Source organism: Streptomyces sp. NPDC087787, assembly GCF_044743035.1.
Classification (GTDB): Bacteria; Actinomycetota; Actinomycetes; order Streptomycetales; family Streptomycetaceae; genus Streptomyces.
The window spans coordinates 126,297-152,439 of sequence record NZ_JBIUVQ010000009.1 but is presented as its reverse complement, the minus strand read 5'-3'; the positions used below and the strand labels follow the sequence as shown (position 1 = coordinate 152,439).

The window sequence follows — 26,143 nt, the reverse complement described above, 5'->3', positions numbered from 1 at the left end:
CGCCCCGGCCGGTGGGGGAGCCCCCGGCCCGCCCGTTCGCTCCCGCCGCCGGTCACGGGCCCGCAGGCCTCAGTCCCTCGCCCGCTCCAGTGCCGCGCGCAGATGGCCGTCGGACTGCTCCAGGAGGCGGGTCGCCGTGGGGCCGTCGAGGCCGGCGAGGAGGACGAGGACGGCGGTCTTCACCTCGCCGTCCGCGGCCGCGAGGGCCCGTTCGATCTCGTCGTCCGGCGCGCCCGTGGCCAGGGCGACGATGCGCCGGGAGCGGGCGCGGAGCTTGTCGTTGGAGGCCCGCACGTCGACCATCAGGTTTCCGTAGGTCTTGCCCAGCCGGATCATCGTGATCGTCGAGAGCATGTTGAGGACCAGCTTCTGCGCCGTGCCGGCCTTCAGACGGGTGGAGCCGGTCAGCAGCTCGGGGCCGACGACGACCTCGATGCCGTGCTCGGCGGCGGCCGCCAGCGCGCTGTTCGCGTTGCAGGACAGGCCGACGGTCAGGGCGCCCAGGGCGCGGGCGTGCTCCACCGCGCCGATGGCGTAGGGGGTACGGCCGGAGGCGGAGACGCCCACCACCGTGTCGTCCGGCGTGAGGCCGAGGGTGTCGAGCGCTTCTGCCGCCAGCTCCTTGGAGTCCTCCGCGCCCTCGACCGAGGTCACCATGGCCTGCGGGCCGCCCGCGATCACCCCGACGACCTGGGAGGGGCGGGTGTTGAAGGTCGGTGGGCACTCCGAGGCGTCCAGGACCCCCAGCCGTCCGGCGGTGCCCGCGCCGGCGTAGACCAGCCGGCCGCCGCGCGCCATCCGCTCGGCCACGGCGTCGATCGCGGCGGCGATCTGCGGCAGCCGCTCGGCCACGGCGGTGGGCACGGTGGCGTCCTCGGCGTTCATCAGCCGGGCGATCTCCAGCGTCGGCAGCCGGTCGATCTCCGCCAGCTCGGGGCGGAACGCCTCGGTCGTCAGTGACTCCAACTCGGAGCGCAGCTCGCGGTAGTGGGGCGTGGAGGTCATGAGGGGGCGGCTCTCTCGTGCGATGCGGTACGGCTGACCGTGCGGATCCGGGCTGGTTCGGTTCTCGGCTGCGAGCGTCGCGAGCGCGGCGAACGCTACGAGCGGTGGGTCCCGCCCCGCGGGCTGTGCCGGTGGGCGAGCGCCTCGTAGGACGCGGCGAGCGCGGGTGCCGCCGTCTCGTACGTCCGCTGTGCCACCCCGACGAACAGGCAGTCCACCACGAGCAGTTGGCTGGTCCGGGAGGACATCGCCGCCGGGCGCAGCTCGCTCTCGCGGGCCGTGGAGGTGGTCAGGACGTGGTCGGCGTACTGAGTGACGGGCGCGGTGGGCCGGCCGGTGATGGCGACGGTGGTCGCGCCGCGCTCGAAGGCCACCCGCAGCGGTTCGATCACGTCCCCGGTCGAACCCGAGTGGGTGATGGCGATCGCCACGTCCCCCGCGCGCAGTTGCACCGCGTTGGTGACGGCGAGGTGCGGGTCGCTGTGCGCGTGGGCGACCAGCCCTATGCGCAGCAGCTTCTGGGTGAGGTCCTGGGCGACGAGTCCGGAGGCGCCGATGCCGTAGACGTCGGTGCGGCGGGCGGCGGCCAGCGCGGTGACGGCCGCGCCGAGCTGGATGGTGTCGAGCCCTGCGGCGGTGTCGGCCAGGGTCTGCTGCTCGTCGTAGGCGAGCTTGGCGACGACGTCGGCGATGGGGTCGTCCACCGCGATGTCGGTCGTGATGGCGGGCGCGCGCCCCGACTGCTGCTGGGCGGCCAGGCCCGCGAGGGCCAGGCGCAAGTCCCGGTAACCCGGATAGCCCAGCAGACGGGCGGTGCGGACGACGGTCGCCTCGCTGGTGCCGGTGAGTTCGGCGAGGCCGGTGACCGTGAGGGCCGCGCAGCCGGCCGGGTCGCCGGCGACGGCCTCGGCGACCCGCTGCATGGAGCGGGTCATCGAGGGCGCGAGCGTGCGCACCTTGGCCGCGAGGGCGGCGGGGGCGGGGGGCGTGAGGCCCGGGGCGCCCACGCCTGCGAAAATTTCCTTCACGTCCTGGGTCACACGATGAAAGGTATTTTCCGTACGGTCGCGGGGTCAAGGCCGCGCGCAGAGGCCCCGAAGGCCGGGCGCGGGCGTCAACGCACCTCCTTGCGCGCGCCGCGCAGGATCGCCGCCGCCAGGCAGCCGAGCGCCAGCACCACGGCGACGGCCAGGGCCCGTTGCGCCTCGTCGGTCGCCGTGTGCCGCAGGAACGCGTCCGGCGCCCGCGTCAGCTCGGTCGGGAGCCAGCGCGACATGTGCGGCACCGCCCCGAGCAGCGGGAGCGTGAACAGCACGAGCAGCGCGTACCCGACGGTGCCGAGCGTGCTGCGCGCCAGTGTCGCGGCCAGTGCCGTGACCGCCACGGCGAACACCAGGTACACCGAACCGGCGAGCGCCGTCCTTCCCATGGCCGCCGTACCGGGATCGCCCAGCAGGACGGCCGTCTCGTACCAGGCGGCGAGCAGCCCGGCCAGATAGCCGCCCACGGCCCCGACGGCGCTGACCGCGAACCTCGGCACCAGCAGGTCGCCGAAGCGCCGGGCGCGCGTGCGGTAGAAGACCGACAGGGCGGTCCCGGCGTCGATCGAGCACGCGTACGCCGCCACGACGACGGTCACGATGAGGCCGATCCCGAGCGCGTTGCTCACGTACTGGACCACACCGTCCGCCGGGACCGGGGGCGGAAAGACGATCTTCACCCGTTGGCCCGAGCTTCCGGCGTGGTTCAGCAGCTCCCCGGAGTACCGGGCGAGCAGCGGCCCGGCGAACCCGAAGAGCACGAAGACGCCCAGCAGTGCGATCAGTCTCTTGGTGCGCAGCAGCCGGAGCCACTCCACCCGCCACAGCGAAAGCTCGTTCACGCCGCACCCGTCCGATCCGCGTCCCGCTGGTCGTCCTTCATGTCCTGCACGTCCCGCACGCCCTGCTCGTGCTCCGCGTCCCGTCCCTGCCGTCCGCCGGTCAGGGCGAGGAACGCGGCCTCCAGGTCGGCGTCGACCGGGTGCAGGCTGATCAGAGCGGCGTCCGCCTCGGCGATCGCCCTGGGCAGCCGACGCTCGCCGACCGCCGTGCTCGCCGCCTCGACGCGCACGGACCCGTCGGAGTTCACCGCCACCGAGGTGACCCAGTCCTGCCGCCGCAGCAGTTCGGCCAGCCGCTGCTCGCCGCCCCCGCGCAGCCGCACCTCCCAGGCCGGCTGGAGGAACCGGTCGATCAGATCGCGTACCGGCCCCTGGAACAGGAGCCTGCCCCGGTCGAGCACGCCCACCGTGTCGGCGACCCGCTGGACGTCCGCCAGGACATGGCTGGAGAAGATCACGGTGCGGGTCCGGCCGAGCCCGGCGACCAGGGACAGGACCTCCGCCCGCCCGGACGGGTCGAGCGCGCTGGACGGCTCGTCGAGGATCAGCAGCTCGGGGTCCAGCGCCAACGCCACCGCGAGGCCCAGGCGTTGCTTCATCCCGCGGGAGAAGCCGCCCGTGCGCCGGCCGGCCGCCTCGGTCAGGCCGACCTCGGCGAGGACGGCCGCGACCGGGTCGGGGGCGTCCGAGCCGTGGTCGTGCTTCGTACCGCGGCGGCGGCGCCCGTCACGCGCGGCCAGACCGCGGGACTGGCGCACCACCTCGGCCGCGGTGAGCCAGGGTTCGAACTCGGGGGTGTCGGGGCAGACCCCGATCCGTCCCGCGTCGATCGACAACCGGATCTCGCCCGCGTCGGAGCGGCGCAGACCGGCCACGATGGACAGCAGCGTGGTCTTGCCCGCGCCGTTGGGGCCCACCAGACCGTAGACACCGCCGCGCGGCACCTCCAGGTCCACGCCGTGGAGCCCCGCGCCGTTCCCGTAGTCGCGGACCAGACCCGCGGTGACCACGGCCGACCCGTTCATCGGTTCTCGCTCCGCCCCGCCACCAGGTAGGCGATCGGGCCAAGAGGGTTCACGCACAGGCAGATCAGCACCCAGGCCCAGCGGGGCAGGTGACGCGTGTTCCGGTGCCGTGCGACGTCGACGAGGCAGTACACGAGGAGGGCGAGTTCGGCGACCAGCAGGGGCGCGATCGCGGCCCAGGGGATGTCCGAGGCATGGAGGGTTGAGGCAAGCACGAGACGGTCTTTCTGTGGGCGGGCCGGCTGCGGGGAGAGGCGTTGGGGGAAAGAGCTGCGGGGGGAAAGAGCTGCGGGGGAGAGAACGGGGGAGGCGGAGCGGCCGGATCAGGGCGTCCCAGGTGTCCCGGCCGTCACGGCGTCTCGGGCGGGAGGATGTGCATTCCACCGACCTTCTCGTCCATGTCGAACGCGACCCGGGCCTTCATCTCACCGGTCTCGTAGCGCAGCGGGATGTCCACGACGGTGTGGTCGCCGATGCGCCGGACGAACGGCTCGCCGTCGCCGAAGCCCTCGAACGCGCCGACCAGGCCGGCCACGCCGGCCAGGGCGTTGCCCCGTACCTCGTCGGTGAAGGCCGCCAGGACCTCGGCGTTGAAGGACGGCCGGGCGTCGTCCATCCGGCCTTCGAGGACGGCCGTGACGATGTCGAGGGCGCGCTCCGCGGCGTCGGTCATGTGCACTGTCTTGTCCATGGGTTCTCCTGTTCGGGGGTCGATGGGCTTGCCGAACCGCTGGAAGGCGGCCTGGCGGGTGACTCCGAGCAGGTCCCCGACCTCCTGCCAGGTGTGGCCCGCGTCCCGGCTCTGCTGCACGCAGAGCTTCAGCACCTGTCCGGCCAGGCCGTCGATCTCCTGGGCGCGCCGGACCAGTTCGAGGTAGTCCGGTGCGGTTAACGGGCTGCGCGCCGCCGAGGCCAGGGCCGAGGCGTGCTCGGCGAGCCGCGCGCTCAGGGAAGTGAGGGGGAGGGAATCGGTCACGCGTAAAGGGTGCCTTTACGGCCGCACGCGTGTCAATAACTTGTTTACGTCGATGACGGCGGGTCCGTGACTTCCGGGTGACAATGGGGGACATGGAACCCATCAGCCCCCTGGAGCAGGCCCTGCATGCCGCCCGCGCCCTGGTGCTCGCCGACCTGGTCGCCGGCGAGGTCGCCGACGCGGACGTGGTCTCGCTCGTGGAGGACTCCGTCGTCCAGCGCCGCTGGTGGGTGGAGCAGTGGCCGGAAGGCGCGCGGTACGTCGCGGGTCTGGTCGCGCAGGACGTCCAGGACGCGCTCCTGGAGAGGTACGGCCGCTGGCCGCTGTGCCCGGTGTGCGGCTACGGCGACCCGCACGCGCTGGACGTCGAGCCGGAACTCGGGCCCGACCCGCACTGGGTGTGCGCCAAGGCGGGCGTGAAGGTGGCGGCGGTGGGCGCCCTGTCGGAGGCGACCGGCCGGAGCGCGACGTCGTGACGGCGCCGCGCCGGGCGGCCGCGCCATGACCCTCTACATCGACCCGCCGTCCTGGCCGGGCCACGGCCGTATGTGGTCCCACCTGGTCAGCGATGTCTCCTACGACGAACTGCACACGTTCGCCGAGGGGTTGGGAGTGCCCCGCCGGGCCTTCGAGCGGGACCACTACGACCTGCCCTCCCACCGGTACGCCGACGCGGTGACGGCCGGCGCGGTCGAGGTCAGCAGCCGCGAGGTGGTGCGGCTGCTGTACGCCGCCGGGCTGCGCCGCCCCAAGCGCCGTGTTCAGGGCCGGAGTTCGTAGGAGATCTCCTCCTCGCCCTCACTCACGGCGACGAAACCGGCGCGGGCCAGGACGCGTTGGGAGGGCACGTTGTGCCGGTCCACGGTCGCGATCAGCGTCCGCAGGCCGTCCCGGGCCGGCGCCCAGGCCGACAGCGCGCGCAGCGCCTCGGTCGCGTAGCCGTGGCCGCGGGCGGACACGGCGAGGTCGTAACCGACCTCCGCGCGCCCCTCCTCGTCGGGCGGACCGTGGAAGCCGATGCCGCCGACCGCGCGGCCGTCCTCCTGCCGCACCAGCACGAACATCCCCCACTCGGGCCGGTGCACCCCGGCCTCGTACGCCTTCACGGTCATCCCGGCGGCGTCCCGCGTGCCCTCGTAGGGGCCGCCCTCGGCCCACGTGAACCCGCCGTCACCGCCGGCGCCCAGATCGCGGGCGGCGGCGGGGGTGACACCCTCCAGGGTGAGCCGGCCGGCGGGGATGGCCGGCGGATTGCTCCAGCGCCATTCGGTGACCGGCGGCCGGCCGGGGAGGTCGCCGCGGCCGGTGGCCCACAGCAGCGTCGGCCAGGGCGCGGAGCCCGGCCGGACGTGCGGGAAGAGCCGGGTCAGCACGTCCTCGCACAGCTCGGCGGGCGGCTCGTAGGCCAGGTTCAGGCCGGTCGCGATGTCGTGCGTGTGCAGCAGTACCTCGGCGACACCCATCGCGGCGAAGCCCTCGCGGTTCGCGCTGCGGAAGGGGTACGGGTGGAAGGCCCGGACCTCGGGCGGGGTGGTGCGGACGGCGGCGGTGAGCAGGGCGCCGGTCGTCTCGATCACGTCCAGGACGTCCGCGTTTCCGGTGCCCTCGTCGAGGGTGATCCCGAAGGGGACGTAGGCGCTCCGCGCCCGCCCGGTCAGCTGCCCGGCGTACGCGAGGAGATCGCTCGCGATGTGCTCGGCCGTCCGCCGGCAGCTCCACTCCAGCCGTCCGGCCGTCGCCCCGTCCCAGTCCCGGTCCGTCGCCGTGCCCAGCAGCGCCACGGCGCCCGCGACGGCCTGCTCCACCTGTTCTCCGCCCCATGTACCCATACGGCGCAGGGTAGGGGCGGTGGTGCCCTCAGAGCGACAGCATTTCCAGCTCGGAGTTGACGTTGTAGCGGGCGGTCGCCTCCCAGTGCTCCGCCCCGTACGGGGTGCGGAACAGCCGGGGCAGGGCGAGGAGCTGCCGCAGGACGGAGGCACGGCCCTCGCGGAAGGCGTCGTTCGGGACGAAGTGGTACTCCTCGCGGACCCCGGCCGCGTAGGCGGCGTACGCCGACGGCGACGCGGCCAGGATCGCCAGGTCGGCGTCGCACAGCACCTGGCCGTCACGGTCGTCGTCGGCCGGGTCGTGGGTGACGGTGAGCCGGACCAGGCGGGCGACCTCGGTGGTCCTCTCGGCCGGGACCCCGGCCTCGGGCAGCGCGCGCTCGGCGAGCCGCGCGGACCGCTCCTCGTTCTCGGACCGCTCGGGCAGGTAGACCGCGTCATGGAACCAGGCAGCCAGCCGCACTACGTCCGGATCGTCGGCGTACCGCTCCAGCACGTCGACGCGGTCGAGGACGGCGGCGAGGTGCGTGAGCGTGTGGTAGTGCCGCTGCGGCTCCTGCCACCGCGCGAGCAGGTTGTCGGCATACGGCACGGGATCGGGGCCACCACCGGGACCCCGGGCACCCTCCAGGGCCCGGGTCCAGCGGAGGCGCAGGGCGTCGAGATCGGCCATACGGTCATTGTCACCGTTGCCGGACGGTGTTCCTGCCGGGTCGGTTTGCCCGGTGGTGGGTGGGCGTAGGTTTAGATTGGACTAGACCTGTCCGCTTCAGGGGAAACGAGGGAAGGGCTCCTATGAGCATGCGTGCAGTCCTGGAGGTGATCGCGCTCGATGCCGGGGACGCGGTCGCCGCTCAGGCCGGAGGCGCGGACCGCCTCGAGCTGGTCACCGACATGGCGGCCGACGGGCTCACCCCGCCGGTCCGTACCGTCGCCGGGATCCGCGCCGCCGTGGACATTCCGCTGCGCGTGATGATCCGGCTCGCGGACGGGTTCGGCGCGGGGGGTGCCGGGGGTCTGGACCGGCTGGCGGGGGTCGCGGGGGAGATGCGGGCGGCAGGCGCCGAGGAGTTCGTGCTGGGGTTCCTGGACGAGCAGGGCGGGGTGGACCTGGGGGCCGTCGAGCGGGTGGTCGCCGAGCTGGACGGCTGTCCGTGGACCTTCCACCGGGCGATCGACCGCGCGGCCGACCGGGACGTGCTGCGCAAGCGGCTGGACGGGCTGCCGGGGCTCGACGCGTATCTGACGGCGGGCGCCGCCTCGGGCGTGGACGAGGGGCTGCCCACACTGATCGCGGAGGCCGCGCGGGGCGGGGAACCCGGCTACCAGCCGCAGATCATGGTCGGCGGCGGCCTGCGGCTCGACCATGTGCCCGCGTTGCTCACCGCCGGGATCGGCGCCTTCCACATCGGCGGTGCGGCCCGCCCCGACGGCTGGGACGGACCGGTCTCCGTCGAGGCGGTCGCGGAGTGGCGCGCGGTGCTGGACGGGGCGGGGGTTCGGCAGCCCACGGGCTGAGAGGCGGTGCCTGGCCGGGGTGAGCGTGGGTCCGGGTCCGGGTCCGGGTTCAGGCCCGGGTCCGGGTAATTCGTACGCCTGGCCCATTCCGGCCAGGCACGATGTCGTTCATGACAGCAACGTCCCCTGACCCCACAGGGCTGCCCTATCACCGCATGGCCCGCTACTCACCTCACCACCGCTGGTGGCGGCCACTCGTCGGCACGGTGGTGCTGACTTTCGTATCGCTCCTGGCCACCGGGGTCCTCTACCTCATCACCGATGAGATCGGCTGGGCCGCCGGTTACCCGGAACTGCCGGACGGCGGCGCCGACTTCGGTCCGCTCGCGAACACGGGCCTCGACCTGGCGTTCATAGCCCTGGACCTGCCGCTGGTCCTGCTGGTCGTCCTCTGGCTGGGCCGGCGCCCGGCCGGCACGGTGGCCTCCGTCACCGGGCGGCCGCGTTGGCGCTGGCTGGGCTGGTGCCTGCTGGCCGCCGTGCCCCCCATGGTGCTGCTGCCGGTGGTCGCGGGCTTCCTGCCGGGCGACGAGGGCGACGGTGGCGGGTCCGACGTGTGGGCGGGGTGGCAGACGTTCCTCGTCTCCCTGGCCATGCTGGCTGTCCTCGTGCCGTTGCAGTCGGCGGCGGAGGAGTACGTCTTCCGCGGCTGGCTGCTCCAGGCGGCCGGGGCGTACCTCCGGTCCCCGTGGCTCGCGGTGCTGCCGCAGGCGGTGCTCTTCGCGGCCGCGCACGGCTGGGGCACGCCGTGGGGCTTCGCCGACCTTCTGGTCTTCGCAGTGGTGGCGGGGCTGCTGACGATCCGCACGGGCGGCCTTGAGGCGTCCATCGCCCTGCACGCGCTGAACAACCTGCTGGCCTTCGGCGTGTCCGCCGCGTACGTGGACGGGCTGGCCTCCGACGAGACGGCGGCGGACGCCTCCTGGCAACTGGCCCTCATCGACATGGTCTCGGTACTGCTCTTCGCCGCGATCGTGCTGCGGCTGGCCCGGCGACGCCACCCACAGCACCTGTCCGCCCCGACCCCCGAGCCGATCCACGCCTCGCCGCAGGGCGCGTACTGGCCGTATGGGCAGGTGCCGGGGGCCTACGGGCCGTACCAGCAGCAGGCGCCGGCCGGGTACGGACCGTACCCGCAGCAGTCCGGAGCGCCGTGGCCGTACCCGCAGCAGCCGGGTGCCCATGGGGCGTACACGCCGCCGACTGGTGCGCAGTGGCCCTACGCGCCGCCGCAGGGCAACCCCGGCCCGTACCCGCCGCCGCCCCCGAACGCGACCGTCCCCGGCCCGGCCGCCGCGCCGGGCGCAGCGCCGTCCGGCCCTGGTGGGACCAGCCCTGCGGGGCCCGGCGCCGCGCCTTCCGGCGCTGATGGGCCCGGATCCGCCGCGCTCGGCGGCGCGTCCGGTGCCGCCGCGTCCGGTTCGGCTGCGCCCGGCGCGCCCGGCCCCGCCGAGCCCGGCGCCGAGACCAGTTCCGCCGCGTCCGGTTCGGCTGCGCACGGCGACACGTCCGGCCCCGCCGTGCCCCGCCCCGCCGTGCCCGGAGACGCGCCCGGCCCGGATGGGCGCAGTCCTGCTGCGACCGGTGACGCACTCGGCCCCGAGGGGACCGACCCCGCTGCCCCCGCCCCCGCCGACCCGTCCCCCCAGCAGCCCGGCGGGGCTCAGGAGAGCTGATCGGGCAGTGGGGTCGCGTGGGTGACGATCAGGCCCGAGACCGCTCGGGTCAGGGCCACGTACAGGCGGCGCAGGCCCGTGCGTTCGTCGGGTTCGCCGGTGACGACGGACCGGGGCTCGTCCAGGACCACGTAGTCGTACTCCAGGCCCTTGGCGAGGGAGGCCGGGACCAGGGTGAGGCGGGTCTCGGCCGTCGTCTCCGCGCCGGGGTCGAGGTACGGCAGGCCGGCCGCCGTCAGGGCCTCGGTCAGGGCCGGGACGCGGGCGTCGGCGGCGATCAGGCCGACCGAGCCCTCGTTGCGCAGCAACTCCTCGCAGGCGGTGACCACGTCGGCGTCCCCGGCGGCGGGGCGGATCTCGAAGAAACCCGGGTTCTCACGCACCGACGCGACGGGCGCGAGGCCGGGCGCGATGTGCGGCAGCAGCCGGGAGGCGTACGTGATGACGTCCGTCGGCACGCGGAAGCCCGCCGTCAGCTCCTCGATCAGGCCGTCGGACTTGCCGAGGTGCGCCAGCGCCTCCTCCCAGGTACGGGTGGCCCACGGCGTGGTGCCCTGGGCCAGGTCGCCGAGGACGGTCGCGGAGCCGGTCGTGCAGCGCCGGCCGACCGCCCGGTACTGCATGGGGGAGAGGTCCTGCGCCTCGTCCAGGACGACATGCCCGAGGGAGTGGGTGCGCTCCACCAGGTCGGCGGCCTCGTCGACCAGTACTGCGTCGGCGGCGGACCACTTGGCCGACTTCACCGACCGTACGGGCCTGGCCCACAGGAGCGTCTTGCGCTCCTCCTCGGTGAGGATCCCGTCCGCGTGCTCGGCGAGGAAGTCCGCGTCCGTCAGCAGCCGCAGCACCAGTTTCGCCGGGTCGACCGGAGGCCAGACCGCCTTGACGGCCGCCTTGACCGCCGCGTTGCGGGCCACCGCGTCCTGCACGCGGTCGTCGGGGGCCTCGCCCGCCCGCTCCATCTGCACCAGCACGGCGTGCGCGATCCGCTGCGGCAGTGCCTCGCGGGCGGCGCCGTAGCGGATGCCCCGGTTCAGCAACTCGCTGACGATGTCCTCGAGTTCGTACGCGGGAACGCGCCAGCGACGGGAGCCGCGCACCACCACGACCGGTTCGGTGGGCATCGTGACATGGGAGTACAGCGCCCTGCGGAGCACCTCGGCCATCCGGGCGTCGCCCTTGACGATCGCGGTCGCCGCGTCGTCCGCGCCCCGCACCTCCACATGCGCCACGAGATCGTCGACGGTGGCCTGCTGGACGGTCAACTCACCGAGTGCGGGCAGCACTTGCTCGATGTAGTGCAGGAAGGACCGGTTCGGCCCGATCACGAGGGTGCCGGTGCGGGCCAGCCGCTCGCGGTGGGCGTAGAGGAGGTAGGCGACGCGGTGCAGGCCCACGGCGGTCTTTCCGGTGCCGGGGCCGCCCTGGACACAGACGGTGCCGGACAGCCCGGACCGCACGATCTCGTCCTGCTCGGGCTGGATGGTCGCCACGATGTCGCGCATCGGGCCCACACGCGGGCGTTCGATCTCCTGCTGGAGCAGCCTGCTGGTGGTGGCGGCCCCCGACGGCTCAGCCGGGTCGGACAGGTGCTCGTCCTCGTACGCCGTGAGGTCGCCGCCGGTGTAGCCGAAGCGGCGGCGCAGCCCGACGTCCATCGGGTCCTTCTTGGAGGCCCGGTAGAACGGCTGCGAGACCGGTGCGCGCCAGTCGATGACCATGGGGTCGCCCTCGGCGTCGTGCACGTGCCGCCGCCCGATGTGCAGTGTTTGATAAGCGGCCTCCGGCCGCGGGCGTTCCCCTTCGGCGCCCTCCGCCCGGTCCGCGCCAGGACTGTGCAGGTAGTCCAGCCGCCCGAAGAACAGGGGGGTGTCGCTGAGGTCGGCCAGCGCCTTGATGCGCTCGTCGATCTGGCGGGCGAGCACCTCGGCGTTGACCCAGTTCGCGGTGACGTCCCGGATGTCGAGCGACTCCACGTCCTCGCGCATGGCGCGCAGCGCGGCGCGGGAGTCGGACAGGTGGGCGCGCTCGCGGGCGAGGGGGTCGTCGGCGGGGCGCTCGGGTGCGGGACCGGCGGGCGCGGACGACTGCGACAGCGACGAGGTCGGCGAGGACGACAGGGACGACAAGGGAGTGCCTCCGGAAGGCCTTCGGGGCAGGCGGGTGCCGTGGGATGGTGCCGTGTGGCTGCGCCGCGCGGCGGCGGGATCTGCCGGCCGGTTTCCGTCCGGACGGCGGCTCTCCCGGAGGGGGAGGCGGGCAAGAGGGTGGATTCTAGGACGCGGGGCCGCGTGTGTGCCAGCCGGTTCTCCCCCGGTGCCTTCGCCTGCCGCGCCCGCGGGCGCCGTGATCGCCCTCCCCTAGGGTCTTTCGGTTGGATCAGGCCGGATCAGGGAGCGGGGTCTGGTGCCGTGCATCGCAAGGCGGAGGAGGGCGGCAGGGCGGAGCCCTGACAACCGACGACAACGCCGCGAGGTGCGGTGCCAGGGCCCGCGAGCCCGGCATGATCCAAACGAGAGGCCCTAGGGGGCCGCGTCCGCCCGGCGTAGGGGTCGCGGTCCCTCCGGAGGGGTACACGGGGGTGGCGAGAGCCGGTCCGCAGACCGATGCCGGACCGGTGTCGACGCATTCACCATGGAGACATGAGCGCAGCAACCATCCACCCCGCTCCCGCCGCCCGCCCGGCCGGCGCCACGGCTGTCCAGGACGGCCCCGGTCACCACGCCCTGGGCGACGCCCTGCACGCCGTCAAGGTGTTCGCGGGCGCCCTGTTCGACGTGGTCGTCCTCGGCGAGTACGGCGAGGAGGCGGGCGTACGCCGCAAGTGAGCAACTAGGGTCGGTTCGTGACAGCACGGAAGGTGACTTTCCGGTCACCCGCAGCACCCGCCCTGGCCCTCCTCGTCGTCTCCCTCGCCGCCCTGGCGGCCCTGTTCGCGGTGCAGCGGGTGCAGATGGCGGACGCGGTGGTCTACCAGGCCGAGGGCGCGGCGGTCGTCCACGGCCGCGACCTCTACGGCTTCACGGTCACGCGGGGCCGGCTGCCGGCCACCTACCCGCCGTTCGCGGCCCTGTTGTTCGTGCCGACGGTGTGGCTTCCCGCCGCGGCCCTGAGAGCGGCGTTCTTCGCGGGCAACGCGCTCCTGCTCGCCTGGCTCGTCCACCTCTCCGCGCGGCTCGCCGGCCGCCGGGCCGGGCTCCCGCTGCTGTGCGCCGCGACGGCGCTCGCCGTCTGGCTCGAACCGGTCTTCCAGACCTTCGTGTACGGGCAGATCAACCTCGCGATCGCCTGCCTGGTCCTGTGGGACCTGACCCGGCCGCCCGGAGCCCGCGGCAAGGGTGTCCTGATCGGTGTCGCGACCGGCATCAAGCTCACCCCGGGCCTGTTCATCGTGTACCTGCTGCTGCGGGGGCGGCGCCGCGAGGCGGCCGCGGCGCTGGCCGGGTTCGCCGGCACGGTCGCCGTCGGGGTGCTCGTCCTGCCCGCGGCCGGCGTCGACTACTGGACGCGCCGCCTGTTCGAGACCGGCCGGGTGGGCAAGCCGTGGATCATCGCCAACCAGTCGCTCCAGGGCCTGGTCGCACGGCTCCTCGGGGAGCCGTCGCCCGGCCTCGCCTGGATCCTGCCCGCCGTCGCGGTGGCCGCCGCCGGACTGTGGCTCGCGTGCCGGGTGCGGCGGGAGCGCTGGGGCGTGCTGCTGACCGCCCTGACCGCGCTGCTGGTCTCACCGATCAGCTGGTCCCACCACTGGGTGTGGTGCGTCCCGCTGATCGCCGTGCTCCTGGCCGAGGGCCGCCGCGGCTGGGCCGCGGTCACCGTGGCCGTGTTCACGGCCCGCACCTTGTGGACGGTCCCCAACAAGGGCGTGGAACTGCGCCTGTCCTGGTGGCAGCAGCCCCTGGCCGCGCCCTATCCCCTGCTGGGCCTCGTCCTGCTCGGGGCGGTGGCGCTGGCGTACCGCAGACAGTGGTCCGGCCGGACCCGGACGGGTCAGCCCTCCTCCGCCAGCAGTTCGTCGGCGTCCATGATCCGGTAGGCGTAGCCCTGTTCGGCCAGGAACCGCTGGCGGTGGGCGGCGAAGTCCTGGTCGATGGTGTCGCGGGCGACCACCGAGTAGAAGTGGGCCTGGTGGCCGTCGGCCTTCGGGCGCAGCACCCGCCCGAGGCGCTGGGCCTCCTCCTGGCGGGAGCCGAAGGTGCCCGAGACCTGGATGGCGACCGTGGCCTCCGGCAGGTCGATGGAGAAGTTCGCCACCTTGGAGACCACCAGCACGCTGATCTCGCCCTCGCGGAAGGCGTCGAAGAGCTTCTCGCGCTGCGCGTTGGACGTCTCGCCCTTGATCACCGGCGCGTTCAGGTGCTCGCCCAGTTCGTCGAGCTGGTCGATGTACTGGCCGATGACGAGGATCTGCTGGCCGGCGAAGCGGCGGACGATCGCCTCCGTGACCTTCCGCTTGGTCGCGGTGGTCGCGCAGAAGCGGTACTTCTCCTCCGTCTCGGCCGTCGCGTACGCCAGCCGTTCGGAGTCGGTCAGGTTGACCCGGACCTCGACGCAGTCCGCGGGCGCGATGTGGCCCTGCGCCTCGATCTCCTTCCAGGGCGCGTCGAACCGCTTGGGGCCGATCAGGGAGAACACGTCCGACTCGCGGCCGTCCTCACGCACCAGGGTCGCGGTCAGTCCCAGCCGCCGCCGGGCCTGGAGGTCCGCGGTGAACTTGAAGACCGGCGCGGGCAGCAGGTGCACCTCGTCGTAGACGATCAGCCCCCAGTCGCGGGAGTCGAACAGCTCCAGGTGGGGGTAGATCCCCTTCCGCCGGGTCGTCAGCACCTGGTAGGTGGCGATGGTGACCGGGCGGACCTCCTTCCTGGTGCCGCTGTACTCCCCGATCTCGTCCTCGGTCAGCGAGGTCCGCTTCACCAGCTCGTGCTTCCACTGCCGGGCCGAGACGGTGTTCGTGACGAGGATCAGCGTCGTGGACTTCGCCTGCGCCATCGAGCCCGCGCCGACCAGGGTCTTGCCGGCCCCGCAGGGCAGGACGACGACGCCGCTCCCGCCGTGCCAGAAGTTCTCCACGGCCTGCTTCTGGTAGGGCCGCAGCGCCCAGCCGTCCTCGCGCAGCTCGATCGGGTGCGCCTCGCCGTCGACGTATCCGGCGAGGTCCTCGGCGGGCCAGCCCAGCTTCAGCAGGGTCTGCTTGATCTGCCCGCGCTCGGAGGGGTGCACGGCCACGGTGTCCGGGTCGATGCGGGCGCCGACCAGCGGGGCGATCCGCTTGGACTTCAGCACCTCCTCCAGGACCGGCCGGTCGGTGGTGGTCAGGACGAGGCCGTGCGCCGGGTGCTTGCTGAGGGTCAGCCGCCCGTAGCGGTCCATCGTCTCGGCGATGTCGACGAGCAGCGCGTGGGGCACCGGGTAGCGGCTGTACTGCACGAGGGCGTCGACGACCTGCTCGGCGTCGTGCCCGGCGGCGCGCGCGTTCCACAGGCCGAGCGGGGTGACCCGGTAGGTGTGGATGTGCTCGGGCGCCCGCTCCAGCTCGGCGAACGGCGCGATGGCCCGACGGCAGTCGCCGGCCTGCTCGTGGTCGACTTCGAGAAGCAGGGTCTTGTCCGACTGGACGATCAGGGGACCATTCACGCGCAGCGCCCTTTCCGTTGGTCAAACGTCCAGTGTGCCCTACTCGTGGTGCCTCGCGCCGCTCCCGCGGTCGGCGGTCGCCGGCCACGGGCGCCGGCGGCGCGCGGCCCGCCGCCCGGACCGTCTTCCTCACCTTCTTCCCCGTCTCGATCCCGGGCCCGGCGGGCTGACCCCGGGCGCGGAAGGAAGGGCTCAAGCGGAGTCGTCGGCGAGTTCGGCGACCCCGGTCACCCGGTGCAGGGGGTAGGTGCGGACCTCGTCCGCGGTGTGGTCGTAGGCGGTGACGAAGCCGCCCTCGACCCGGATCGGCGCGATGACGCGCTGGCTCGCGGTGCCCTCGGCGTTGACGTAGCCGATCCACAGGGACTCGCCGGTGAGGACGGCGGCCTGCATGGTGGCGAGGGTCTCGGCGGAGCCGGTGCGCGGCAGCTCGCCGTCCTCCCGCGTGGCCGCGGTCGGCTTGCGCGGTGCGGTGGAGGCCAGGTCGCCGGCCCGGATGGCGCGGACCGCGGCGGACAGCAGCACGGCGTCCGGGACGGGCGGGCCTTCCGGGACCGGGTCGGGAGCGGTGCGCGGCGGGGTGCGGTGGGAGTGCGCTCGGGTGATCAGCACGTCGCCCGCCGCGGACTCGGCGGCCGGGGCGTAGCCCATCGCGCGCAGGCCCTCCAGGAGCGCGGCCGGGTCGGCCTGCGTGGCCAGCACGGTCGGCGCGAGGCGGCGCAGGCCCAGCCCGGCGGACCGCTTGTCGGCGAGGATCTCGTTCAGCAGCGCGTCGTCGTCGCAGCGCACGTACGCCGAGGCCGCGCCGACCCGCAGATGGCCGTGCCGGCGGGCCACGTCGTCGATCAGGTACGCCAGCGGCTGCGGCACCGGCGTACGGGAGTGCGCGGCCAGGAAGGCGTGCAGGTCGGAGGCGGTGCGGCCGGCGTCCAGGGCACGGCGTACGGAGGCGGGGGTGAACCGGTAGACGGTCGCCCCGCCCTTGGACTCCACGTCCGCGAGCACGCCCAGCGTCTCGGCGAGCGGCCGCCGCAACGGCCCGGGCGCGACCGCGGTCAGATCCGCCTGGAGCAGCACGTGATCCAGCGGTTCGGGCAGAAGCGGAGCGAGGACCCGGGCCGCCTCGGCGACGGCAGCGGCCTGCTCGGCGGGGGAGTCGGGAGCTGCGGGGTGGACCGGCGGGACCGGAAGCACGGCGGGCGGGGACTGGGGTCCCAGGGCGCCGGGCGTTCCCTCCGGGCGGTGGTGCTTGCGCACGGGCAGCTTGTCACCGGGGCTCGCGGGCGTGGCCTCGCCCGCGTCCGTGGCCGGCTCGGCGCGCGTGCCGGGACCACGCCCGCCCTCGCCCGCAGGTGGCCCTCCCGGCGCGGGCGCCGACGCGCCCAGCAGCGCGCGGCCGTGGGTGGACAGGGCGCCCCGGCCCGTGACGCCGAGCAGTTCCGCCTCGGACAGCGTCCACCGGGCGAGGCGGCTGCGCAGGTCGTCCTCCTGCCGCGCCCCGCGCGGCGGGTGCTCCCAGCGCAGCCGGGCCGGTACCGACTCGGCGACCGGCGCGGTGCCCGGCGGCAGTTCCGCGAGCAGCGCGAGGACCCGGTGGCGTACCTCCGGCGCCGCCGAGCGGTCGAGGCCGGGGCCGAGCGCCGACAGCGTGCGGTCCTTGGCGTCCCGTCCGCCGGCCAGCCCCGCGGTCCGCGTGGCCGCCAGCCAGGCCGACGCGAGGTGGGCCCAGCGTTCGGCGGCGGGCCGCTCCAGCCACTCGTCGTGGGCCGGGGTCGCCGCGTACCGCTCGTCGGGCTCGCCGTCGGAGGCGAGCAGACCGGCGACGTAGGCGAGTTCGACCCAGAAGGCGGCCGCCGGTTCGGGCACGTCCAGGGCGACGGCGGTGCGCTTGAGGTCGCGCACGCTCAGCCCGCCCGCGCGCAGCACGTTCGGGCCGCCCTCGTCCCAGTCCCGCAGCAGTTCCTCCACGGTGGCCAGGGCGGTGTACGCCTGCCCCGCCGCCGTCGCGTCCACCATCTGCGGTCGGTGGGTCGCGGCCGCCTCCACGGCCGGCGGCACCGGCTCGGTCGCGCGGTGGGCGCGGCCCCCGCGCAGGTGCAGTGCCGCCTCACGGGGCAGGACGACGGTTCCGGGCGCCGTGGGCAGCAGCAGCCCGCGGTCCAGCAGCAGCCGCAGACGCGGCGCCGGGTCGGGGGTGACCTGGCCGTAGGGCGGGCCCCACACCAGGCGCTCCAGCACCTCGAGGGAGTCGCCCGGCAGTTCGGCGAGCAGCGCGGACATCCGCTCGCGGTCGGTGAACAGGTCGGTGAGCGAGGCGACGGCGGAGACGGAGTCGTGGGTCGAGGGCAGTCCGGCGGCCGTCACGATCTCCTGGATGCGCCCCGGCGACATGCCCGCCGTGGCCTCCCGCACCGTCGGTCCGAGCCCTGTCGGGGACGGGTGCTGAGGCGACGGCGCGAGCAGCTCGCGTGCCGTGCGCACCAGGCGGAGCCGGTCGTCGCCGCCCCAGACGAGGGCCTGCTCGCGCAGGGTGCCCAGGGCGCGGGGCAGCGCGGCGGCGACGACGGGATCGCGGCTGTCGGAGGCCATCAGACCGAGCAGTTCCTCGTACGTGGCCGGATCGCCGGCCACCGCGAGGGCCTGGGCCGTCTGCTGGGCGAACCGGTCGAGCCGCTCCAGGGCGCGGACCACCGAGGCGCGGGTCCCGGCGCGGGTGGCGAGCTGGGTGAGGTCGGTCGGGACCGGGGTGATGAGATCGGGGCGGCTGCGCAGGAGCGCGGCCAGGGAGGCGTCGTCGCGCGCGCGGAGCGCTTCCGCGAGCGAACGCGGGGCCGCCGGTTTCTCATCGCTGCTCATCCGATTCACGGTACCGGGTGCGAGTCGCGCCCGGCCCCGTACGGCGGCACCGGGCACCGCGCGGGAGGCGGTAACGTCGTCCAACGGGGTCATCGGCCAGCCACCCCGGAGGGGCTTCGTGGGGATCGAGAGCGATCAGGTCGTCTACGAGTATCTGAGTCGCGTCGGGGACGTCGCTCAGCAACGCCAGTTGTCCTCGGCCACCCGGATGCGCCTGGTCGCGGAGTTGCGCGACGAGATCGACCGGCGCCGCGCCAAGGCCGCCGTGGACAGTCCCGCCGCCGTGCGGCGCATCCTCGACGGGCTCGGCAGCCCCGACGACGTCGTCGCGGCGGCGGGCACCGGCGCCGGACCGGGGGCGGCGGCCCCGGCCGTGCCCGCGCAGCGTGAACCGGAGGCGGAGCAGGCGCGGTCGAAGGGGCTGCGCAAGGTCGTACCGCGGCCGCGTCCGCCGCGGACGGACCCCGTGCCGTCCGACGGCCCTTCCCCGCCGCACCTGGCGACCGCCGACGAGCTCGGCGGCCCGGCGAGCCGCTCCGAGTGGTGGGGCGTGGCGCAGGGGACGCCGGCGACGGCCGACGAGGTACCCGGCTTCATGGGCGGGGTGGAGATCCCGGAGCTGCTCAAGCCCCCGCCGGCGAAGGAGCCCGCGCAGCCGGAGCCGGCGCCCGCGGCCGGCGCCGCGGAGCCGGTGGAGGCGGCCGGGCCGGACGCGCCCGCCGGGCGCCGGCGTTTCGCGCTGCCCCCGTTGCTGACGGGCCGGAGCAATCCGCTGCTGCTGTTCGCGGCCGGACTGCTGGTGGCCGGCGCGGTCCTGGGCAACTGGTACGCCCTGCTGTTCGGTTGGGTCATCGCCTACGCCTCCCGCCGGCTGACCCCCACGGAGTCCAAGTGGGCCGTCGTCGGCATGCCCGGCCTGGCGCTCGCCTCCTGGGCGGTCTGGCTGTGGGGCCGTACCGACGACCGCTGGGGCACCCCGATCGCCGAGGGCCACATGAACGACGCGGTCGCCCAGACCTGGCCGTGGGTGGTCCGGGCCGCGGCCGTGCTGTCGGCGCTGTTCCTGGTATGGCGTTCGCAGCGCCGGAAGTAGGTACGAGCACACCGCCGGAAGTAGGTGTAGGTCACACGGGCCTGAGGTCTCGTGGCCGTGCCCCCTGGGCACAATGGCCCATATGATCTCTCGCCCGCCGACCGTCGGTTTCGACCTCGACATGACCCTCATCGACTCCCGCCCCGGCATCCGCGCCTGCTACCTGGAGCTCTCCGCGCGGACGGGGACGTACATCGACGCCGACCTGGCGGTCACACGGCTCGGTCCGCCGCTCGCGGAGGAACTGGTCAACTGGTTCCCGGCGGAGCGGGTGGAGGCGGCGGGGGCCCTGTACCGGGAGCTGTACCCGGCGACTGCCGTCCTTGCCACGCCCGCGCTGACCGGCGCCCGGGAGGCGATCGAGGCCGTGCGGCGGGCCGGCGGACGGGCGATCGTGGTCACCGCCAAGTACGAGCCGAACGCCAAGCTGCACCTGGAGCACCTCGGCATCGAGCCGGACGCGGTGATCGGCGATCTGTGGGCCGAGCAGAAGGCCGAGGCGCTGCGCGAGTACGGCGCCCGGGTGTACGTCGGCGACCACGTCGGGGACGTGCGGGGGGCCCGGGCGGCCGGCGCCCTGTCGGTGGCGGTGGCCACCGGGCCGTGCGACGAGGGGGAACTGCGGGCGGCGGGCGCGGACGTCGTGCTCCCGGATCTGACCGCGTTCCCGGACTGGCTCGCGGCCGGCGGCGCCCTGCTCAGCCGTTAACGGGAGTCGCCGCGCGCCTGGCGGCGGCCCGCCGCGATCGACCGGAGCACGCCCGCACCGGCGATCAGGAAGCCGACGCCCATGAGCATGCTCAGCCCGAACATGTAGGTCGGGAAGGGCTTCGCGCCGAGGAACAGCGGCGCCAGCGTCACCGCGGTGGCCACCGCGCCGACGAAGAAGACGATGGCACCCGCACGGACCAGCCGGTCACCGGCCGTGGGTTCGGAAGGGGTTCGGGTCTGGTCACGCACCCCACCAGGATAGGTCCTCACGGCGAAGCGGCCGCGGGACGTCCGCCGTCCGGTGCGCCTACTGTCCCGGTGTCGTCACTCTGCGCGAATTCGGGTTGCCGCGGCCGCCCCCTCATGTGCTGAGATATCCCCTGCCTCCCCCACCCGGGAGCGGGCGCGCCCACGTCGATCGGCCAGGTTCGGCCGACTGGAGTGGGCGGGCTCGACGGCGGGTAAAGAGCTGGGGAGGCTTCGGGACAACGGCAGGCACGAGCAAGCGCTAGATAGCCTGACCTGCGGCAACTGTGGTTCGGCTGACCGGTGAGATGGGGTGCGTGCTTTGCCTACCGGCAAGGTCAAATGGTTCAACGCTGAGAAGGGCTTCGGCTTCCTCTCCCGCGACGACGGCGGCGACGTGTTCGTCCATTCCTCGGTGCTCCCGGGCGGAGTGGACACGCTCAAGCCGGGGCAGCGGGTGGAGTTCGGGGTGGTCGCTGGTCAGCGTGGTGACCAGGCCCTCTCCGTGACGCTCCTGGATCCGACCCCCTCGGTCGCCGCCGCCCAGCGCAAGAAGCCGGACGAGCTGGCGTCCATCGTGCAGGACCTGACCACCCTCCTGGAGGGGGTCGCGCAGACCCTGGAGCGCGGACGCTACCCCGACAAGACGTCCGGCAAGAACGTCGCCGGGCTGCTGCGCGCGGTCGCCGACCAGCTGGACGTATGACCCGACGGGGTCGGACACCCCCTAGGGAAAAGCGAGCGCGTCCGGGCCGAGGGGCGGTACGAGTCCCTCGGCCGCGGCGCGCGTGAGCAGCCCGCGGACCGCCGCGTAGCCGTCCTCGCCGAGGCCGGCGGTGAACTCGTTGACGTACAGCCCGATGTGCTGGTCGGCGACGGCCGGGTCCATCTCCTGGGCGTGCTCCATGACGTACGGCCGGGAGACCTCCGGGTCGTCCCAGGCGGCGCGCACCGACGCCCGGATCGAGTCGGCGAGGCCCGTCAGCGTCCGCTCGCCCAGCGACCGCTTGGCGATGATCGCGCCGAGCGGGATCGGCAGGCCGGTGGTGTGCTCCCAGTGCTCACCCATGTCGGCGAGCTTGTGCAGGTCGTAGTTCCGATAGGTGAAGCGCGCCTCGTGGATCACCAGACCGGCGTCGACCTTCCCGTCCCGGACGGCCGGCATGATCTCGTGGAACGGCATGACCACGATCTCGCCGACCCCGCCGGGGACCGTGTCCGCGGCCCACAGCCGGAACAGCAGGTACGCCGTCGACTTCTCGCTCGGCACCGCGACCGTGCGGCCGGTGAGATCGGCCTCCGGCTCCTTGGTGAGCACCAGGGGCCCGCAGCCCCGGCCCAGCGCGCCGCCGCACGGCAGCAGCGCGTACTCGCCGAGGACGTACGGCAGCACCGCGTAGGACACCTTCAGCACGTCCAGCTCGCCGCGCTCGGCCATGCCGTTGGTGACGTCGATGTCCGCGAAGGTGACGTCGAGCGCGGGCGCGCCGGGGACGCGGCCGTGGGCGAGCGCGTCGAAGACGAACGTGTCGTTGGGGCAGGGGGAGTGGGCGATCCGCAGTCGGCTGCTGTCAGGGCTCATGTGGGTTCCAACTCGTGAGGACGGGCGCCAGCTTCCCGAAGCCCTCGGTCAGGGCGGCCAGGGCGTCGCCGATGCGCCAGGCGGCGCGGTCGCGCGGGCCGACGGGGTTGGAGACCGCGCGTACCTCAAGCACCGGGACGCGGTGCGCGGCGGCCGCCTCGGCGACTCCGAACCCCTCCATGGCCTCGGCCAGGGCGCCGGGGTGGCGGGCGCGCAGGGCGTCGGCGCGGGCGGCGGTGCCGGTCACCGTGGAGACGGTCAGCACCGTGCCGGTACGGGCCGGGACGGCGGCCGCGATCGCCCGTACGAGCGCTTCGGGCGGACGGTGGGTGACGGTGCCGAAGCCGAGTTCGGTCACCGGCAGGAAACCCTCGCCGGTCTCGGCGCCCAGGTCGGCGGCGGTGATCTCGTCGGCGACGACGAGGGAGCCGACCGGCGCGTGGGGCGCGAAGCCGCCGGCGATACCGGCCGAGACGACGAGGTCGTAGGGGGCGCCGCCGAGCGCGGCGGCGGTCAGGGCGGAGGCGGTCGTCGTGGCGGCGAGGGCGGGGCCGACACCGGCGGCGATCACGTCGACGGCGGGCGGCCCGGGGAGCCGGTGCAGGGCCGCACCGGGCAGCGCCGGCAGCGGCTCCTCACGCGCGGGCCCGGCGAACGCCCGTGCCACCGCGTCCCGTTCGACGGGGACGGCGGTGGTGACGAGGACACGGGGCGAGGACGTGGTCAGGAGTTCTTGGTCAGCTTGAAGGACCACAGACCCCGCACGTCCTTCTCGCCCTCCTTGATGGAGACCAGCGTCGAGTTGCCGCTGGCGCCGTACTGGGCGTTGAAGAAGACGCTGCCCGGGATGGTGCGGTAGGTCTTGGTGCTGGAGTCGGTCAGGGGCTGACCGTTCATCAGGATGGTCCAGCCCGTGTCCGCGATCTTCGGATCGACGCCGAAGCGGACGGTCTCGTCCGGGTCGACCTTGATCGTCTTGATGTCCTTGGACTTGAGGCACTTGGCCAGGTCGGCGGTCTTGAGCGCGTTGCCGTCGTTGTAGCAGTTGGCTTCCGAGCTCACCGAGGAGCTGCCGACGGTGAGGGTGGCCAGCGGGGTCGGCTTGGAACAGGCCGACAGCGCGAGCAGTCCGGCGGAAACGGCGCCGGCAGCGGCGACGGCGCGGCGGCGTCGCACGGCGGAATGCAGCGTGGTCATGGCCGAAGGCTATCGGGCGCGCCCGGCCCCCCGCCCACGCGGGGGTGCGACGTGCCCCACTGCCGCGGTACGGCGCCTCACGCCACCCGGGGCCGTGTGGTCCCCCCGTGGCGGGCCGAGGCGAGCAGGCCGCGGACGGTGGGCAGCCAGCCGGCGGCCACGAGCCCGGCGCCCACCGACAGGCCCAGCACGCCGTTGAGCGGCAGCACGATGCCGATCGCGCCGCCGAGCACCCAGGCCACCTGCAGCAGTGTCTCGGAACGGGCGAACGCCGATGTCCGCACCGGTTCGGGCACGTCCCGCTGGATCAGCGCGTCCAGGGACAGCTTGGCCAGCGCCTGCCCGAAGCCGGCGATCGCGGCCAGGCAGGCCACCAGGAACGCGCCGAAGAAGACCGCGGCCGTGACCGCCGCGCCCAGGACGATGGCGACGACGGTCACGATGATGATCTCGGGCGCGCGCGATCTCAGCCAGGCCCCGACCGCCGTGCCCAGCGCGTTGCCCGCGCCCGCCGCGACGCCCACGATGCCCAGCGAGACCGCCGCGCTCTCGCCGGTCAGCGGGTGCTCACGGAGCAGGAAGGCGAGGAAGAAGATCAGGAATCCGGACAGGCAGCGCAGGGCGGCGTTCGCGGCGAGGGCGTGGGTGACGGCCGTGCCGACGGTGCGCAGGCCGGGCCGCTTGAGCGGCTTGCGGCGCGGGCCGCGCAGATGCTGCTCGTCCGCGGCGAGCAGCGCCCGGTCCTCGCCCTTGGCCGAGTCGACCTTCGGGGGCAGGGCGAAGGACAGGAACGTTCCCGCGACGAAGATCACGAAGGCGCCGTAGAGCGGCCAGCGCGGGCCGAGGGTCTGCAGGCCAGCGCCGATGGGGGCGGCCAGGCCGGTCGCGAGCAGCCCGCCGAGGGTGACCCGCGAGTTCGCCTTGACCAGGGAGAAGCGGGGTGGCATCAGCCGGGGTACGACGGCGCTCCTGACCACGCCGTACGCCTTCGAGGCGACCAGCACGCCGAGCGCGGCCGGGTACAGCTCCAGGCTGCCGCTGGCGGCCGCGCCCGCGATGATCAGCGCGAGCAGGGCGCGGGCCAGCATCGCGGCGGCCATCGCGGCGCGGCGGCCGTGCGGAAGGCGGTCGAGGAGGGGACCGATCACCGGCGCGAGGACCGTGAAGGGCGCCATGGTGATGGCGAGGTACAGCGCGACGCGGCCGCGGGCCTCGTCGGTGGGGACGGAGAAGAAGACGGTGGAGGCGAGCGCCACGGTGATCATGACGTCGCCGGCGCCGTTCACCGCGTGCAGTTCGATCAGCCGGCCGAGCCCGGACTCGCCGGCGCCGTGGGCGTTGGTCGCCCTGCGGATGCCGCGGACCGCTCCGGTCACGGGCAGGTGCAGGGCACGCCCGACCGCGCGGACGGACCCGCCGAACCGGCCCGAACCGCTGCCCCGGCTGCTCCCCTTGACCCCCTTGCCCCCACCGACGCCGGTGGTTCCCGGGGGCGTCCTCGCGGCTGCCACCCCGTCATACTGCCCCGGAAAGGGCACGGGTAGCGCCATGGCGGCGCGGATGCGACCAACCCGACAGCCCGAACCCACCCACCCGGCCCCGGCACACGCGGCGGCGCCCGCGGCGGCGGGACCGTCCCGCACCCGGCGGGGCCGCGTGCGCGGTGGTGGGTTCCCGGCGCGGTTCGGCGGGGGCCGACGGCCGTGGGAAAGTTCCGGTGCGGCGCGGTGAAGACAACGTCGGTGTAGGCCGAGCGGCGGCGAGAAGGTAGCGTGCGTAGCGCGCCGTGGCGAACGTTCTCGACCGCGCGCCTTACGGGCATACCGCAGAATGGATGACGTAGGTGCGCCCGAGCGCGATCGGGCGCGGACGTCGACGCGGTCCCAGGGTCCGCTCCGTCCGCCCCGCCGCCTTCAGGCCGGCGCACCCGAAAGACGGCGTAGGAGAGAAGCGATACCTGTGAGCGCAGCGACCACGCGAAGCCGCACCCCCGACCGCCTGTGCGCCGAGGCCGTCGACCTCGCCCGGGCCGCAGCAGAGGAGGCGGCCGCGCCCGGTGTCGTCGGCGAGCACGCGGGAGTGCTCTCCGAGGGCGACCGGGTCGTCACGCACTTCTTCGAGTGCAAGGAGTTCGGCTACCGGGGCTGGCGCTGGGCCGTCACCGTGGCCCGCGCCTCACGCGCCAAGATCGTCACCCTGGACGAGGTCGTCCTGCTCCCCGGCCCGGAGGCGCTGCTCGCCCCCGAGTGGGTGCCGTGGAGCGAGCGCCTGCGCCCGGGCGACATGGGCCCCGGCGACCTGCTGCCCACCGACGCCGAGGACCTCCGCCTGGAACCCGGCTACTTCGGCGAGGACGAGCCCGCGCCGAACGCCGCCGTCTCCGGGGAGATGGCCGAGCTGGTGGAGGCGGAGGACGCCGACGTCACGGCGGGCCCGCCGAGCAACCTCCCCACCGCGCCGTCCCGCGGCTCGATCTCCGCGGTCGCCGAGGAACTGGGCATGCGCCGCGCCCGGGTCCTGTCCCGCTACGGCCTGCATGTCGCCGCCGACCGCTGGGAGGAGGGCTTCGGCGCGAAGACCCCGATGGCACAGGCGGCCCCGGCGGCCTGTGTGAGCTGCGGCTTCCTGGTGCCGATCGGCGGTTCGCTCGGCCAGGCCTTCGGCGTGTGCGCGAACGAGTTCTCCCCGGCCGACGGCCGCGTGGTCTCCCTGACGTACGGCTGCGGCGGGCACTCCGAGGCCGCGGTGATGCCCAAGCCCCCGCAGCCGCCCCCGCCGGTGATCGACGAGACGCGCGTGGACCTTTTCCCGCTGCGTCCGGCCGAGGACTCCGGCTCGGTTCCGGTGACCGGGGACGACGAGACCGCCGAGCTGGGGCACTCCTAGGACGGGCAGGACAGGCAGGCCCCG

26 protein-coding genes are annotated in these 26,143 nt (G+C 74.2%); 10 read left to right on the top strand and 16 right to left on the bottom strand.

Translation table 11 applies throughout. The features are described from left to right. Positions 1-69: 69 nt before the first annotated feature. The 6 genes from murQ to ACIOWN_RS16720 all read right to left on the bottom strand — a co-directional run bounded on the left by murQ (position 70) and on the right by ACIOWN_RS16720 (position 4,888). Positions 70-1,005 (bottom strand): N-acetylmuramic acid 6-phosphate etherase, encoded by a 936-nt coding sequence (gene murQ / locus ACIOWN_RS16745; RefSeq protein ID WP_401982593.1) that lies wholly within the window; start codon positions 1,003-1,005, stop codon positions 70-72. A 95-nt stretch (positions 1,006-1,100) separates the two neighbouring features. Beyond that, positions 1,101-2,045: a MurR/RpiR family transcriptional regulator gene (locus ACIOWN_RS16740; RefSeq protein WP_362345769.1), complete on the bottom strand. Its 945-nt coding sequence runs from the start codon at positions 2,043-2,045 to the stop codon at positions 1,101-1,103. A 74-nt stretch (positions 2,046-2,119) separates the two neighbouring features. Next, the gene (locus ACIOWN_RS16735) at positions 2,120-2,887 is read right to left on the bottom strand and encodes a hypothetical protein (RefSeq protein WP_401982591.1); all 768 of its coding nucleotides are present in this window, start codon (positions 2,885-2,887) and stop codon (positions 2,120-2,122) included. Beyond that, the gene (locus tag ACIOWN_RS16730; protein ID WP_401982589.1) at positions 2,884-3,912 is read right to left on the bottom strand and encodes an ABC transporter ATP-binding protein; all 1,029 of its coding nucleotides are present in this window, start codon (positions 3,910-3,912) and stop codon (positions 2,884-2,886) included. The genes ACIOWN_RS16735 and ACIOWN_RS16730 overlap by 4 nt, the downstream gene beginning before the upstream one ends. After that, positions 3,909-4,127, bottom strand: coding sequence for a PLD nuclease N-terminal domain-containing protein (locus ACIOWN_RS16725; protein WP_100569020.1), 219 nt, complete (start codon positions 4,125-4,127; stop codon positions 3,909-3,911). Before ACIOWN_RS16725 ends, ACIOWN_RS16730 begins: the two co-directional genes overlap by 4 nt. 134 nt (positions 4,128-4,261) lie before the next feature. Beyond that, the gene (locus tag ACIOWN_RS16720) at positions 4,262-4,888 is read right to left on the bottom strand and encodes a DUF3887 domain-containing protein (protein WP_362345763.1); all 627 of its coding nucleotides are present in this window, start codon (positions 4,886-4,888) and stop codon (positions 4,262-4,264) included. 92 nt (positions 4,889-4,980) lie between these two features. Here ACIOWN_RS16720 and ACIOWN_RS16715 point away from each other — a divergent pair, with 92 nt between their 5' ends. Then, complete coding sequence (locus tag ACIOWN_RS16715; RefSeq protein ID WP_362345762.1) at positions 4,981-5,364, top strand: hypothetical protein; 384 nt, start codon at positions 4,981-4,983, stop codon at positions 5,362-5,364. A gap of 25 nt (positions 5,365-5,389) precedes the next feature. Further along, complete coding sequence (locus tag ACIOWN_RS16710; RefSeq protein WP_326803022.1) at positions 5,390-5,668, top strand: DUF4031 domain-containing protein; 279 nt, start codon at positions 5,390-5,392, stop codon at positions 5,666-5,668. Here the strand turns inward: ACIOWN_RS16710 and ACIOWN_RS16705 are convergent. Next, positions 5,650-6,717, bottom strand: a complete 1,068-nt coding sequence (locus tag ACIOWN_RS16705) for a GNAT family N-acetyltransferase (RefSeq protein ID WP_401982586.1) — start codon at positions 6,715-6,717, stop codon at positions 5,650-5,652. The genes ACIOWN_RS16710 and ACIOWN_RS16705 overlap by 19 nt on opposite strands. 28 nt (positions 6,718-6,745) lie before the next feature. Continuing rightward, the gene (locus tag ACIOWN_RS16700) at positions 6,746-7,390 is read right to left on the bottom strand and encodes a hypothetical protein (RefSeq protein WP_401982584.1); all 645 of its coding nucleotides are present in this window, start codon (positions 7,388-7,390) and stop codon (positions 6,746-6,748) included. Between the two features lie 122 nt (positions 7,391-7,512). On the opposite strand from ACIOWN_RS16700, the gene ACIOWN_RS16695 reads away from it, so the two are divergent. Both ACIOWN_RS16695 and ACIOWN_RS16690 read left to right on the top strand, forming a co-directional pair. Further along, entirely contained in the window at positions 7,513-8,235 is a 723-nt protein-coding gene (locus ACIOWN_RS16695) for a copper homeostasis protein CutC (RefSeq protein ID WP_401982582.1), read from the top strand. Between the two features lie 110 nt (positions 8,236-8,345). Beyond that, positions 8,346-9,911: a lysostaphin resistance A-like protein gene (locus tag ACIOWN_RS16690; protein WP_401982581.1), complete on the top strand. Its 1,566-nt coding sequence runs from the start codon at positions 8,346-8,348 to the stop codon at positions 9,909-9,911. On the opposite strand, the gene ACIOWN_RS16685 is transcribed toward ACIOWN_RS16690, so the two are convergent. Beyond that, a complete protein-coding gene (locus tag ACIOWN_RS16685) occupies positions 9,899-11,899 on the bottom strand; it encodes a HelD family protein (RefSeq protein ID WP_401982655.1) in 2,001 nt (666 codons plus the stop codon). The genes ACIOWN_RS16690 and ACIOWN_RS16685 overlap by 13 nt on opposite strands. A gap of 654 nt (positions 11,900-12,553) precedes the next feature. On the opposite strand from ACIOWN_RS16685, the gene ACIOWN_RS16680 reads away from it, so the two are divergent. After that, positions 12,554-12,739: a hypothetical protein gene (locus ACIOWN_RS16680; RefSeq protein WP_398143955.1), complete on the top strand. Its 186-nt coding sequence runs from the start codon at positions 12,554-12,556 to the stop codon at positions 12,737-12,739. A 17-nt stretch (positions 12,740-12,756) separates the two neighbouring features. Then, positions 12,757-13,947: a glycosyltransferase 87 family protein gene (locus tag ACIOWN_RS16675; protein ID WP_401982579.1), complete on the top strand. Its 1,191-nt coding sequence runs from the start codon at positions 12,757-12,759 to the stop codon at positions 13,945-13,947. Here the strand turns inward: ACIOWN_RS16675 and ACIOWN_RS16670 are convergent. After that, positions 13,902-15,548, bottom strand: coding sequence for a DNA repair helicase XPB (locus ACIOWN_RS16670; protein ID WP_358730889.1), 1,647 nt, complete (start codon positions 15,546-15,548; stop codon positions 13,902-13,904). The two genes, ACIOWN_RS16675 and ACIOWN_RS16670, sit on opposite strands and share 46 nt — an antisense overlap. A gap of 192 nt (positions 15,549-15,740) precedes the next feature. Beyond that, positions 15,741-18,404 carry a helicase-associated domain-containing protein gene (locus ACIOWN_RS16665; RefSeq protein ID WP_362345752.1) on the bottom strand — a complete coding sequence of 888 codons (2,664 nt, stop codon included), beginning with the start codon at positions 18,402-18,404 and terminating at the stop codon, positions 15,741-15,743. A gap of 118 nt (positions 18,405-18,522) precedes the next feature. On the opposite strand from ACIOWN_RS16665, the gene ACIOWN_RS16660 reads away from it, so the two are divergent. Further along, the gene (locus ACIOWN_RS16660) at positions 18,523-19,497 is read left to right on the top strand and encodes a hypothetical protein (RefSeq protein WP_362345750.1); all 975 of its coding nucleotides are present in this window, start codon (positions 18,523-18,525) and stop codon (positions 19,495-19,497) included. 82 nt (positions 19,498-19,579) lie between these two features. Next, positions 19,580-20,206, top strand: a complete 627-nt coding sequence (locus ACIOWN_RS16655; protein WP_362345748.1) for a haloacid dehalogenase-like hydrolase — start codon at positions 19,580-19,582, stop codon at positions 20,204-20,206. Here ACIOWN_RS16655 and ACIOWN_RS16650 read toward each other — a convergent pair. Next, the gene (locus ACIOWN_RS16650; protein WP_326803011.1) at positions 20,203-20,457 is read right to left on the bottom strand and encodes a hypothetical protein; all 255 of its coding nucleotides are present in this window, start codon (positions 20,455-20,457) and stop codon (positions 20,203-20,205) included. The genes ACIOWN_RS16655 and ACIOWN_RS16650 overlap by 4 nt on opposite strands. Before the next feature lie 319 nt (positions 20,458-20,776). On the opposite strand from ACIOWN_RS16650, the gene ACIOWN_RS16645 reads away from it, so the two are divergent. Then, entirely contained in the window at positions 20,777-21,160 is a 384-nt protein-coding gene (locus ACIOWN_RS16645) for a cold-shock protein (protein ID WP_100568999.1), read from the top strand. Positions 21,161-21,181: 21 nt separating this feature from the next. Here ACIOWN_RS16645 and ACIOWN_RS16640 read toward each other — a convergent pair whose 3' ends face one another. The 4 genes from ACIOWN_RS16640 to ACIOWN_RS16625 form a co-directional block, all read right to left on the bottom strand. Continuing rightward, entirely contained in the window at positions 21,182-22,036 is an 855-nt protein-coding gene (locus tag ACIOWN_RS16640; RefSeq protein ID WP_362345746.1) for a 1,4-dihydroxy-6-naphthoate synthase, read from the bottom strand. After that, positions 22,026-22,790, bottom strand: a complete 765-nt coding sequence (locus ACIOWN_RS16635) for a futalosine hydrolase (protein WP_362345744.1) — start codon at positions 22,788-22,790, stop codon at positions 22,026-22,028. Before ACIOWN_RS16635 ends, ACIOWN_RS16640 begins: the two co-directional genes overlap by 11 nt. Continuing rightward, positions 22,760-23,233 carry a DUF2771 domain-containing protein gene (locus tag ACIOWN_RS16630; RefSeq protein ID WP_362345742.1) on the bottom strand — a complete coding sequence of 158 codons (474 nt, stop codon included), beginning with the start codon at positions 23,231-23,233 and terminating at the stop codon, positions 22,760-22,762. Before ACIOWN_RS16630 ends, ACIOWN_RS16635 begins: the two co-directional genes overlap by 31 nt. Before the next feature lie 77 nt (positions 23,234-23,310). After that, positions 23,311-24,744 carry an MFS transporter gene (locus ACIOWN_RS16625; RefSeq protein ID WP_362345741.1) on the bottom strand — a complete coding sequence of 478 codons (1,434 nt, stop codon included), beginning with the start codon at positions 24,742-24,744 and terminating at the stop codon, positions 23,311-23,313. A 448-nt stretch (positions 24,745-25,192) separates the two neighbouring features. On the opposite strand from ACIOWN_RS16625, the gene ACIOWN_RS16620 reads away from it, so the two are divergent. Then, complete coding sequence (locus ACIOWN_RS16620; protein WP_362345739.1) at positions 25,193-26,119, top strand: DUF3027 domain-containing protein; 927 nt, start codon at positions 25,193-25,195, stop codon at positions 26,117-26,119. Positions 26,120-26,143 lie beyond the last annotated feature (24 nt).